This is a genomic window from Megasphaera vaginalis (ex Srinivasan et al. 2021), from assembly GCF_000478965.1.
In the GTDB taxonomy this organism is placed as follows: domain Bacteria; phylum Bacillota; class Negativicutes; order Veillonellales; family Megasphaeraceae; genus Megasphaera; species Megasphaera vaginalis.
Window position 1 is genome coordinate 36552 of sequence record NZ_AWXA01000048.1, and the last position, 11854, is coordinate 48405.

At 48.9% G+C, this 11854-nt stretch carries 9 protein-coding genes and 5 tRNA genes; 10 read left to right on the forward strand and 4 right to left on the reverse strand.

Annotated features, from left to right (window positions below):
* Window positions 1–187 precede the first annotated feature (187 nt).
* Entirely contained in the window at window positions 188–2344 is a 2157-nt protein-coding gene (gene speC, locus HMPREF1250_RS08515) for an ornithine decarboxylase (protein ID WP_023054251.1), read from the forward strand.
* Between the two features lie 107 nt (window positions 2345–2451).
* Here the strand turns inward: speC and aroD are convergent, their stop codons facing one another.
* The 4 genes from aroD to HMPREF1250_RS08535 all read right to left on the reverse strand — a co-directional run bounded on the left by aroD (window position 2452) and on the right by HMPREF1250_RS08535 (window position 7492).
* Window positions 2452–3198: a type I 3-dehydroquinate dehydratase gene (gene aroD / locus HMPREF1250_RS08520; protein WP_023054241.1), complete on the reverse strand. Its 747-nt coding sequence runs from the start codon at window positions 3196–3198 to the stop codon at window positions 2452–2454.
* 24 nt (window positions 3199–3222) lie between these two features.
* The gene (locus tag HMPREF1250_RS08525; RefSeq protein ID WP_023054259.1) at window positions 3223–4431 is read right to left on the reverse strand and encodes an MFS transporter; all 1209 of its coding nucleotides are present in this window, start codon (window positions 4429–4431) and stop codon (window positions 3223–3225) included.
* Between the two features lie 28 nt (window positions 4432–4459).
* Window positions 4460–5338, reverse strand: a complete 879-nt coding sequence (locus HMPREF1250_RS08530) for a shikimate dehydrogenase (RefSeq protein ID WP_023054242.1) — start codon at window positions 5336–5338, stop codon at window positions 4460–4462.
* A 147-nt stretch (window positions 5339–5485) separates the two neighbouring features.
* Entirely contained in the window at window positions 5486–7492 is a 2007-nt protein-coding gene (locus HMPREF1250_RS08535) for an FAD-dependent oxidoreductase (RefSeq protein ID WP_023054253.1), read from the reverse strand.
* Window positions 7493–7866: 374 nt separating this feature from the next.
* Between HMPREF1250_RS08535 and HMPREF1250_RS08540 the strand changes: the two genes are divergently transcribed.
* From HMPREF1250_RS08540 to HMPREF1250_RS08580, 9 genes are all read left to right on the forward strand, one after another.
* Window positions 7867–8760: a LysR family transcriptional regulator gene (locus HMPREF1250_RS08540; protein ID WP_023054231.1), complete on the forward strand. Its 894-nt coding sequence runs from the start codon at window positions 7867–7869 to the stop codon at window positions 8758–8760.
* A 106-nt stretch (window positions 8761–8866) separates the two neighbouring features.
* The gene (gene dhaK / locus HMPREF1250_RS08545; protein WP_023054247.1) at window positions 8867–9856 is read left to right on the forward strand and encodes a dihydroxyacetone kinase subunit DhaK; all 990 of its coding nucleotides are present in this window, start codon (window positions 8867–8869) and stop codon (window positions 9854–9856) included.
* Between the two features lie 22 nt (window positions 9857–9878).
* Entirely contained in the window at window positions 9879–10502 is a 624-nt protein-coding gene (gene dhaL, locus HMPREF1250_RS08550; protein ID WP_023054263.1) for a dihydroxyacetone kinase subunit DhaL, read from the forward strand.
* A gap of 12 nt (window positions 10503–10514) precedes the next feature.
* Window positions 10515–10901, forward strand: a complete 387-nt coding sequence (dhaM, locus tag HMPREF1250_RS08555; protein ID WP_023054262.1) for a dihydroxyacetone kinase phosphoryl donor subunit DhaM — start codon at window positions 10515–10517, stop codon at window positions 10899–10901.
* Window positions 10902–11287: 386 nt separating this feature from the next.
* Window positions 11288–11363 (forward strand) — tRNA-Thr (locus HMPREF1250_RS08560).
* A gap of 4 nt (window positions 11364–11367) precedes the next feature.
* Window positions 11368–11453 (forward strand) — tRNA-Tyr (locus tag HMPREF1250_RS08565).
* A gap of 7 nt (window positions 11454–11460) precedes the next feature.
* Window positions 11461–11536 (forward strand) — tRNA-Met (locus HMPREF1250_RS08570).
* A 38-nt stretch (window positions 11537–11574) separates the two neighbouring features.
* A tRNA-Thr gene (locus HMPREF1250_RS08575) sits at window positions 11575–11650 on the forward strand.
* A 3-nt stretch (window positions 11651–11653) separates the two neighbouring features.
* Window positions 11654–11730 (forward strand) — tRNA-Met (locus tag HMPREF1250_RS08580).
* Window positions 11731–11854 lie beyond the last annotated feature (124 nt).

Consider the following 11854-nt stretch of genomic DNA (forward strand, 5'->3'; position numbering starts at 1 on the left):
AAACCGGCAAAAAGGCAATGCCATGCGGTTTGGACGGTAAAACCGGCGCATCTGCCGTCCGGACTTGACAGAAATGCAGGAGCCGCTATAATCTCACTATACGGAGGAGATAAGAGGCACAGGCGGTGCCAGTTTTCCCTTCTTTTGTCAATAAGGCGCCATAAAAGGACGGAGATAAGGAGCAGAGATGAAACGTTTAAAAATTGCTTACAGTTTTGATGTGCAGTATTATTTTGTCGATAGCGACAGGGATATTGTTCCTGTAGAAAAGACGGATTTTACCGATGTGGCCGTAGCGGTCCTGTCCGATCAGGATTATCCGTACATCGAGAAAATCCATGCGACCGGATTCGGCATACCGATTATGGTCATTTTGCCGAGCGGCAGCTCGTTGCCTGAAAAATACATCGATCAGGTGAAAACCGTCATTTCGGAAGAGGTTGTCAACAAGAGCCGTTGTATTGCGGCGGCAGAACGACTGGCCGGAAACTATGAACAACAGGTCCTGCCGCCTTTTTTCGGCGAACTCGTCGAATATGTAAGTGAACGGAATAATCCGTTTGACTGTCCCGGTCATCAGGACGGTGCTTTTTTTAAAAAACATCCTGCAGGCTGGCTGCTTTGTGATTTTTTCGGCGATCATATTTTTCAGTCCGATATTTGTAATGCCGATGTCACGTTGGGAGATTTACTGATTCACGAAGGGCCGGCGCTGGAGGCGCAGGATTTTGCGGCAGAAGTTTTTCATGCCGATAAAACGTATTTTGTCCTTAACGGTTCGTCGGCATCCAATCGTGTCGTTACAAATGCCTTATTGACGCCGGGAGATCTTGTCCTTTATGACAGGAATAATCATAAATCCGTTGCGATCGGCGGGTTGATACAGGCCGGGGCAACGCCGGTGTACTTGGAAACGGCTCGTAACCCCTATGGCTTTATCGGCGGCATTGATGCCGCCTGTTTTGACGAAGCGTATTTGCGGCAGTTGGCGGCAGAGCGGGATCCGGAAAAGGCAAAACAGGCGCGTCCTTTCCGATTGGCGGTGATTCAATTGGGGACCTATGACGGCACCTTATACAATGCGCGTTATGTCATCGATCGCATCGGGCATCTTTGCGATTATATTCTCTTTGATTCGGCTTGGGTCGGCTATGAGCAATTTATTCCCATGTTGAAAGACAGCAGTCCTCTTTTGCTTGACTTGCAGCCTGATGACCCGGGGATTTTTGTAGTGCAGTCCGTTCATAAGCAGCAGGCGGGATTCTCACAGACGTCGCAGATACACAAGAAGGACGGGCATATTCACGGACAAAAGCGTTATTGTAATCATAAAACGGTTAATAACGCCTTTATGTCTCATGCGACGACGAGTCCTTTTTATCCTCTTTTCGCGACGATTGACGTCAATACGAAGATTCATGCCGGTGCGGCTGGTGAAAAGCTTTGGCGCGATTGTGTCAAGCTGGGTATTGATGCTCGCAAAGACATTCTGCGCCGCTGTCATTATATCCGGCCTTTCGTGCCGCCGGTGGTACATGGGGCGAGTTGGCAGTCAGGCGATACGGAAATGATGGCCGATGACTTGGCTTATTTTTCCTTTGAACCAGGTGCGTCTTGGCATGCGTTTAACGGTTATGGCCGGGACCAGTACCGGGTAGATCCTTGCAAGCTGTTGTTGACGACACCGGGGATCGACGTAGTCAGCGGCGATTACGAAGGATTCGGAATTCATGCCAATATTCTGGCTACCTATCTGCGCGGCAACGGCGTGATTCCGGAAAAATGCGATCTCAACTCCATTCTTTTCCTGTTGACTCCTGCGGAAAATAAAAATAAGCTTCGCTTTCTGACCAGTCAGCTTGTCCGTTTTGAACGGTTTGTCGATCGTGATGTCCCGATGGAGGAAGTGCTGCTCGGCGTATACAATGCGCATCCGGGACGGTATGCGGGCTACACATTGCGGCAATTGTGCCAGGAAATGCATGATTTCTATAAAGACCGGAACGTAAAGGAATTGCAGCGCCGCCTTTTCCGGCGTGAATATTTCCCCGACTATGCGATGTTGCCGCAAGATGCGCACCATGCTTTTATTCGCGGTGAAGGGGAATTGGTCCCGCTGGAGGAAATCGAAGGGCGCGTTGCCCTGGAAGGCGCATTGCCTTATCCGCCCGGCGTCCTCTGCGTCGTTCCCGGCGAACGCTGGTCGACGACGGCAGTGGCGTATTTCCGTGCGTTGGAAGAGGGGATGAACGCCTTGCCCGGTTTCGCTTCGGAAATACAGGGTGTTTACTTTGAGCAGGAAAACGGCAAGGCCAGAGCATACGGGTATGTGTTAAAACAATAGGAGTGATCAAGGTCTTCAAAAAAAAGCAGCCTGCTTATGTAAGCAGCCTGCTTTTTTTGAAGACCGTATAAGGAGAAATCACCCGTGTGGCTAAGTATCGTTTTCAGTCAGTGAAGAGCCTGCAGAATTTGCTGAAGCATGGTCACTTCAAGCTGTCCCGGCGCCGATGCCTTTTTGGCCGAGCCAAAGGTCAGGGCGGAACCGAACACTTCGCCGCTGATCCGACTGATAGCGCCGAGTTTGCCCATGGACATCGTGATGAGCGGTTCATCGGGATATTGCGACTTGACGTTTTCCGTGGCGCGCAGGAGTGTCAGTACGTCTTTGGCGGAATTCGGCATGCACGCCAATTTCGCTACGTGAGCTCCCGCTTTTTTCATACCGATCAGACGATCGGTGATTTCTTCGAACGACGGCGTCTTGTTAAAATCATGATTGCTCATGACGACAGTTACGCCTTTTTCCCTGGCGAGAGCGACGGTTTTTTGAATCGCGTCTGCGTTGCGGAAATATTCTAAATCGACGGCATCGACGTTGCCGCTTTCAATGGCGTAGCGGATAAGGTCGAAATAGTACGCTTCCGGAACGACGGTTTCACCGCCTTCTTCTTTGGTACGGAAGGTAAACAGAATGGCACTCGCCGGCAATTCGCTGCGAACTGTTGCCAAAGCCTCGCCGACGGCGCGCAGTTCGGTTACCTTCTGGAGAAAGTCGATGCGCAGTTCAACGACATCATAAATCTTTCCCTGTAAATACCGGCATTCCTGGACCAGTTCCTCTTGTGTCCGGCCGACGATGGGAACGCAAATCTTCGGCATTCCGTTATCCAAATTGACATTTCCGATTTTAATCATGAGTGACAGACCTCCCGAATTTGATCAAGCAACAGGTTTTTCTTTCATGACACTGTTGTAACGAATGTAAATGATACAGGCAATGATAAAGCCTGCCAATGCGATGGCGGCATCAAGGCCCATAATACTGTTGATACCGCTGTCAGCCATATACCCGGTGACGACAGGAATTGTAAAGGAAGCGATAGAGCCTGTCGTATAGAAGATCCCCGTCATCGTGCCTTTGCCTTTTGGGAACATTTCCGTCATCATGACCAGGCCGAGCTGCATAACACCGCCGGCAGCGGAAAAGCCGACAACGGCAGAGAGGATCGGAGCCAGCGTTGCAGACGGCAGATAATAGAGTCCGCTGATAGCGAGCGTGGAGATCAGTGTATAGACGACGAGAAGTGTGATCGGGCGAACGCCTTTTTTTGTAATGAAAGCGGTGAAAAATACGCAGGCTAAAGAGCCGACCGAATAGTAACTCATTAGCGAACGGGCAGCCATATCGGACATCTGAGCCACGGCAGCGCCATATTTAGTGAGCCATTGGCTGATCAGATAAAAAGTTGCCTGGGAAATGTACCCGTAAATAACGAAGCAAATGCCTTCAAGATACCATTTTGATTTCGGCAGCCACGCAGATGCCGTTTCGCTTTCGGCTCCCTTGCCGGTGTCCTTTACAGGATTCATAGAAGGGTAGGACATTTTTAACATGAAGGGAATATTAATTCCGAGAATGGCGGCGGCAACAAGGAATGACCAACCGTACCATGCTCCGGAAGCGAGGAGCAGACCGATGAAGAGCGGCAGAAGGAATTGACCTGCCGAAATAAAGGCTTTTAAAAGGACGGTTACGGTACTGGCACTTTCCGGATACGATTCGATCAGTGCCGGATAGGTGCCGGCGTCGAGGAAGGAATTTGCAATGCCGGCGAGAATACCGAAAATGCAGGCAACCGTTGATGTAGGGCTGAGAAGAATGCCGGCAAAAAAAGAAATGTACGTGACCATACCTAAGAGAACAAATGGTTTGCGGCCGTATTTATCGGATAATTTGCCAGAGACGAATAAAACGATAAGGCGGCCGATACCGAGCATAGAAATGACCCATGCCACATCGGCGATGGTACCCCAACGGGCAGCTAGGGTATCCATGTTTTGCGCCAAGATAATAACGCCGATACCGTGAACAAAGTAGTTCAGATACAAGCTGAGGCATAAGGGGCGATAGGAATGTGATTGTTCCATGAATTAGATCTCCTTTGTGTCATTATTTTCAGAACAAAATATCTTTTATGTGTTCGACGGGCATTTCTTTTCCCGTCCACAGTTTGAAGGCGGCAGCGCCTTGATAAAGCATCATGCCGAGACCGTTGAAGGTATGGCAACCGACTTCCTGTGCCCATTTCATCAGCTTCGTTTCACGCGGTGCATAGACGGTGTCCATGACGACGAGATCAGGACGCAAGTAGGATTTGTCGGGGATAGCGACGACATCTTCCAACGGTTTCATGCCGCATGATGTGGCGTCAATATAAATGTCGCTGCTGTCGAGTTCGCGTTTTAACGCGGCATGGTCTGCCAAATCAAAGAGCGTTACGCGACAATCTGTTCGTTCATTCAAATCGTTGACGATTTTTTCGGCGTGAGCGAAGAATTTATCTTTTAAATTGAAAATGGAGATTTCCCGAGCACCGTCAAGGGCTGCTTGAACTTGAATGGCAGTAGCCGCGCCGCCGGCACCGATAATGGTCATTTTTTTGCCGACATATGCAACGCCTTCTTCTTTCAGTGAGTGCATTGCGCCGACGCCGTCTGTAATCGTGCCTGTCAGCACGCCGTTATCATTAACGACGGTGTTGCAGGCGCCGATGATTTGCGAAACAGGCGATAAGTTGTCGAGGTATTCTGTGATCGGCCCTTTATTCGGCATGGAAACGTTCCAGCCGCGTACTTTCATGGCGCGGAGTCCGGCGACGGTATCCTTTAAGGTGGAGTTATCTACTTCAAAGCAGACGTAAACATAATCCAATCCCAGTTTTTTGAATGCTTCGTTATGCATTGTCGGCGACATGCTGTGGCGGATCGGATAGGCGATCAAGCCGATTAATTCCGTATGACCTGTTACTCTTTCCGTAATAGCGATTTTACCCATGATAAGTTAGTCCTCCTGACATGTATTAAATAGAGATAGAAACGGATATATATATACTCTTACAGTAGTACAGATGAATTATAGCCATCATGATACGGCCTGATACCCTGTTGCCTCGAATGTTCGGCAGCAGGTGATCTGGCGCGGTCAGGCGTCGAAACCGCCGATCATATCAATGGTCTGTAAGATGCTGCGTCCCGATTCCACGCCGTGGATGATCTGGCCGGTTTTTCGGCTGTTGCCAATATTGTCGAAAGGAATTCCGTGTTCGGTTGCGTATGTTCGGAAGGGATCGTCTGACGGGATATCAGGAACGAGTCCCATGCAGATGAATCCGTAATCGAACGGATAAGCCGCTTCTTGCCCGTCCTTTGAAGCAATGAAGGTATGGGGCAGCACCTTTTGCAGGGATGTGCCGAGGTGCATGGCGACAGGATGAGTGGCTAACAGTTCTTTGAATGTCTGTTTGGAAACGACATCGGCGTCTTTACCGAAGGACGGCATCATTTCAATCATCGTGACGCGTGCTTTACGGAGTGCGAAGAATTCCATTACGTCGAGGCCGACAGCACCGCAACCGATGATAACCACATTTTTCCCAGCAGCATTCTTTTCGAAATAAGGAATGTTTTTCATAAAGCCTTCAATGGACTGGATAGCGGATCCTTCAGCATCCGTCAATTCACGTAAGCCTTCAATCGGCGGCAGCATCGGCTTGGACCCGGTAGCGGCGTAGAGAATATCCGGCTGCAATTCTGTCAACAGTTCTTTCGTCGCTGTCGTATTCAGCTTGAGTGTCAGATTCGGCAGTGCAGCAGCCCGTTTTTCGAGGTAAGCGGGGAAATCTTCGATACGGGACTTTTCAGGGAAGCGGGCAATTCTGCGGGCCATGCCGCCTACTTCCTTGTCCCGTTCGATAAGCGTTACGCGGCAGCCCACTTCAGCAGCGGTGCAAGCTGTTTCGAGTCCGCCTGTGCCGGCGCCGATGACGACAACGTGCAGCGGGCGCGTTACTTTCTTCTGACGGTACTGTTCGCCTTCAATTACGGCAGGGTTGATTGTGCAACGGATCGGCTTTGATTTCGCGATGCGGTGATCGGCGCAGCCGATATTGCAGCTGATACACTTGCGCAGGCAGTCTACATGACCGCTTTGCACCTTGCGAACCCAATCGGGATCGGCGATTAAACCGCGACCCATGGCGATAAGATCGCTTTTGCCCTGGGCGATGATGTCATCTGCAATTTTCGGATCGCGGATGTTGCCGGAAATAATGACGGGCTTACCGAATTTTTTTCGGACAGCTTCTGATAAATAGGCGCGCCAGCCGTCGGGCATGTCGCATTTATCGATCTGGTATTGGAGCGAATCATTTACTGCTGCCGAAACGTTGATGATATCAACTTCCGGTTCGATAAATTCCAGCAGCATTAAGGTATCTTCCAATGTGTTGCCGCCTTTTATAAACTCATCAGCAGAGATGCGGAAAGAAATGGGTATCCATTTGCCGACAGCAGCACGGACAGCTTCGACGACGAGTCGGGCAAAGCGGGCACGATTTTCATAACAACCGCCGAATTCATCAGTTCTCTTATTATATAGCGGCGAGAGGAACTGGTCGAGCAGGTACGAATGGCCGCCGTGAATTTCTACCATATCAAAGCCGGCGGCAACGGCGTTTTCAGCCGCTTTGGCATATTTATCGACGATTGCCAGAATTTCCTGTTTCGTTAAGGGCCGCGGCGCCGGATTTCCTTCTTTTGACGGGACAGATGAAGAAGAAACGGCTTGGAGTCCGTTCAATCGCTCCGGATAGGCAGACGCGCCGGCATGGTTTAATTGGATTGACGCCAGCGCTCCGTACAGGTGAATCCGTTCCGTTAATTCATAGAGACCGGGGATAAATTGTTTTTTATCAATGCGCAGCTGCTTTGTTCCGTTTGTTGCCAAGGGATAGTCAATGCAGGCATTTTCGACGGTAATCAATGCAGTACCGCCCTTTGCGCGAAGTCCGTAGTAATCTTTCATTTCTTCCGATACTTCGCCAGTAAAAGTGGCGTAGTTTGAACCCATTGGCGGCATGATGATACGATTGCGAAGCGTAGTGCGTTTCACCGTCAACGGCTGGAAAATATGGGCGTACGGTGTATTCATTAATGATAACCTCCTCATAATTCGGTATGCGAATAATTAGTGAAAAAAAGAACTAAGTTCGTTTTACAAACTTATTATACGAAGATGATTTTAATAGGACAATTTCTAAATTAATGAATAAATAATTCACAAAAGCTATTAAAAAGAATATAATTAAAGTGAACAGATAAATAAAAATCAGAAATATGAATAGTTATACTGAAAAAATCTGGCTGACTTTTCTTGGATGCGTTATTATGTTAGAAAATATGCGAATACTTAAAAAACGTGCTCAACGATACAATTAATACTTTATTCATTATATATTAATAGGTAAAATAACAATAAAATTAGAAGACTTTGTGAAAAATCAGGATAAGTAAGGGGTGCGATATATGAATTTAAAGCAGTTGCAGTATTTCATCAAATTATCCGAAACGGAACATTATCGGAAGGCTGCCGAGTCATTGTATATTACGGAACCCAGCTTGAACCGATCGATACGAGACTTGGAAAAAGAACTGGGCGTGCATCTTTTTGAAAAAAGAGGCCGCAATATTTATTTGACAAGATACGGCCGCATTTTTCTGCCTTATGTTACCAAATCTCTGTCTGAACTGGAGCATGGCATTGATGTGATGAGGGCGTATACCAGTCCGGATAAAGGCCGTATCAATTTAGGCTTTATTTATACCATGGGATATACGGTTGTGCCGGAAATGATTATGCAGTTTAAGAACAGTCCGGGCAACAGCCAGATCAGTTTTGATTTCCGTCAAGGAACGACGAGTGATTTGCTTGCCGAATTGAAAGAAGAAACGATTGATTTGGCTTTTTGCTCTTCCGTCGAAGATGCATCTGAACTGACGTTTTATCCTGTTGCTGAAGAGAAGTTGGTCGTCATTGCGCCTAAGGGGCATCCTCTCAGTAACAGAGGGTCCGTATCAATACGAGAGTTGGAGCAGTACCCGTTTATATCTTTTAATAAGGAAAGCGGCCTCTATACACAGATCAAGGCCTTGTTTACCGCTGCCGGCACCTATCCGGAAGTCGTGACGCATATTGAAGAAGACAATGCCATGGCCGGCTTTGTCGCCGCCGGCTATGGGGTGGCCGTTATTCCCGACTTTTATACGTTGCAGTATTATGACCTGGACAGAATTCCGATTGCTGATCCGATGGAAAAACGATATATATATTTAGCCGTTTATAAACAAGCCAATATGCTTCCTGTTGTAGAACGATTCAGGAATTTTGTTTTGTCTCGCTGGAAAAGAGGACTTATATAATTGCGATTTGGCATACAAAAAAGAATAATGATATACTAAATATATATGTCCATTGCCGTGCGGAGAGCTTCGTTTGCTCAGTTGATGATAAAAGGAGGCGTTTATTATGAAAAAAATTCTAAATGATACGGAGTTGGTAGAGGCGCAAATGATACAAGGATTGGCCAAGGCGTTTCCAAGAAAACTTTCCCAGTTGGAAGATCGTAATATTATCGTGCGGAAAGTGAAAAAATCCGGTCGTGTCGCTTTGGTCAGCGGCGGCGGCAGCGGTCATGAACCGGCGCACGGCGGCTATGTGGGAGAAGGAATGCTGGATGCGGCCGTGGCCGGCGCCGTTTTTACCTCGCCGACGCCAGATCAGATTTTAGAAGGGATCAAGGCTGTTGCCACGGAAGAAGGTGTGCTTTGCATCGTCAAAAACTATACAGGCGATATGATGAATTTTGAAATGGCTATTGATCTGGCGCAAGAGGATGGGATCACCGCAGATTATGTCGTTGTCAACGATGATGTAGCCGTTAAGGACAGCCTTTATACGACAGGGCGTCGCGGTGTGGCCGGGACGGTATTTGTGCATAAGATAGCCGGCGCTAAAGCGGAAAGCGGCGGCAGCCTGGCCGAGGTTAAGGAGGTTGCTGAAAAAACCGTTGCCAATGTGCGGTCGATGGGAATGGCTGTTTATCCTTGTACTGTTCCGGCCAACGGAAAGCCGGGATTCGAATTGGCCGAAGATGAAATGGAAATCGGCATCGGTATTCACGGTGAGCCGGGAACGCATCGGGAAACGTTGCAGTCTGCCGACAAAATTGCCGAAATATTACTGGATAAAATTCTCGCTGATCTTGATTATGTCGGACGCGAAGTCGTTGTACTCGTCAATGGCATGGGCGGAACGCCGCTGATGGAACTGTACGTCGTCAATAATTTTGTTCAAGACTATCTGAAGGAGCGGCAGATCATCGTCTATGATACGCTTGTAGGCAATTATATGACGTCAATTGAAATGGCGGGCTTCTCGCTGACTCTGTTGCGTCTTGACGAGGAACTTAAAGGGCTGTATGACGCCAAAGCCGATACGCCGGCTTTGAAAAAATAAGGCGGAAAGGAGATGCTCAGGTATGGATCGGGAAGCAGTATTGGCGGTAATTAAAGCGATGGCGGAGAAGATCCGCGCGGAAAAAGAATATCTCACAGATCTGGATACCGCTATCGGCGATGGCGATCATGGCATCAATATGGCGCGGGGCTTTAAGGCTGTGGAAGAAAAACTGCCGGAGCTGGCAGATAAGGATATCGGGACAATCCTTAAAGGTGTAGGCATGCAATTAGTTTCTACCGTCGGGGGCGCTTCAGGGCCGTTGTACGGTACGGCTTTCATGAAAGCCGGAGCGATCTGCAAAGATAAGATGGAACTTACGGCAATCGATTTTCAGACAGCCTTTGCAGCTGCGATTGAAGGTGTAAAGATGCGCGGCAGAGCGGAAAAGGGGGATAAAACGATGTTGGATGCCCTTTGTCCGGCGTATGAAGCGCTGGCCCTTTCGCTTGCCGACGGGGAAGAACTTGCCCTGGCCGTAAAAAAAGCGGTCGCGGCGGCCGAGGCGGGCGTTGCCTATACGAAAACGATTGCGGCGGCGAAAGGACGAGCCAGCTACCTTGGTGAGCGGAGCATCGGTCACCAGGATCCGGGCGCGACATCTTCTCTTTTCATGCTTCAAGTCATTGCCGGACATATTGCTTAAGGAGAGAAAACCATGGTAGGAATTGTCGTTATCTCACATAGCCGAAAACTGGCTGAAGGCGTTGTTGAACTGGCTGCGGCCATGGCCGACACGGTCCGTATAGTCGCTGCCGGCGGATTGGAAGACGGCAGCATCGGCACCAGCTTTGCGCGAATCAGTCAGGCTGTCGAGGAAGCGTACTCGGATGATGGTGTCGTTTTGATTATGGATATGGGCAGCGCTGTCATGACAGCGGAAATGGTTATGGAAACCATGACGGACCGGCGGCTGCTTCTGTTGGACTGCCCCGTCGTTGAAGGCGCCGTTTTTGCGGCCGTTGAGGCGGCTGCCGGGGCCACGCTGGAAGAGATTGCCGATAGGATTGCAGAAGTGCGGGAGGCCAAAAAGCTGCCAGATTGACTGTATGATGAATAGGGGCGTTATTCTCGAGGATTTGTCAAGGGCGCCGTTTCTTTGGAGAGGCGGCTTCCTGGTGTTTTGCCGTGTGTTCCGGTCGGGAAGGCAAACGACGGCCTTTTTTCAGGGGAAGCCGCCAGTATCTTGGCTATTCATTCGCCTCCTCGCGTGCGGGGCTGTCCTCTGGCGGGGAAACACCGGCTTAGTTATCAACAGAGAGAGAAACGTCTTTTGCTTGCCTTTTTTACGTGCATATAGTATACTTTACTACGTAGCAGATGATATAGCGCTACCTTCTGAAAAAATTGTAGGTTTATTATGCAATGTTATGCAATGCTATTGACAGACGGTTTCTTATTAGGTATAATTGACTACGTTCTGTTAGGTAAGCCGACGTAGCTCAGTTGGTAGAGCAACTGACTTGTAATCAGTAGGTCGTAGGTTCGAGTCCTATTGTCGGCTCCAAAATGGTGGGATTCCCGAGTGGCTAAAGGGAGCAGACTGTAAATCTGCCGGCGTCCGCCTTCGAAGGTTCGAATCCTTCTCCCACCACCAATATTGTCGCGGGGTGGAGCAGTTGGTAGCTCGTCGGGCTCATAACCCGAAGGTCGTAGGTTCAAGTCCTGCCCCCGCTACCAAATTTTTTAAAACAGCATATGGCTTTGAACGGTATTAAGCTGTTGTAGCTCAGTCGGTAGAGCGTATCCTTGGTAAGGATAAGGTCACCGGTTCAATCCCGGTCAATAGCTCCACATGGCGGCTTAGCTCAGTTGGCTAGAGCATGCGGTTCATACCCGCAGTGTCCAGAGTTCGAATCTCCGAGCCGCCACCACACTAAATAACCTCGTTTTGCGGGGTTATTTCTATATCCGAAATTATTCGTCTGCTTAATGCTGCTTCGGCAGCTTTTACAGAATAGTCGCAAGAGTTTGTTTTTCCTGAAGGAGGAAATCAGC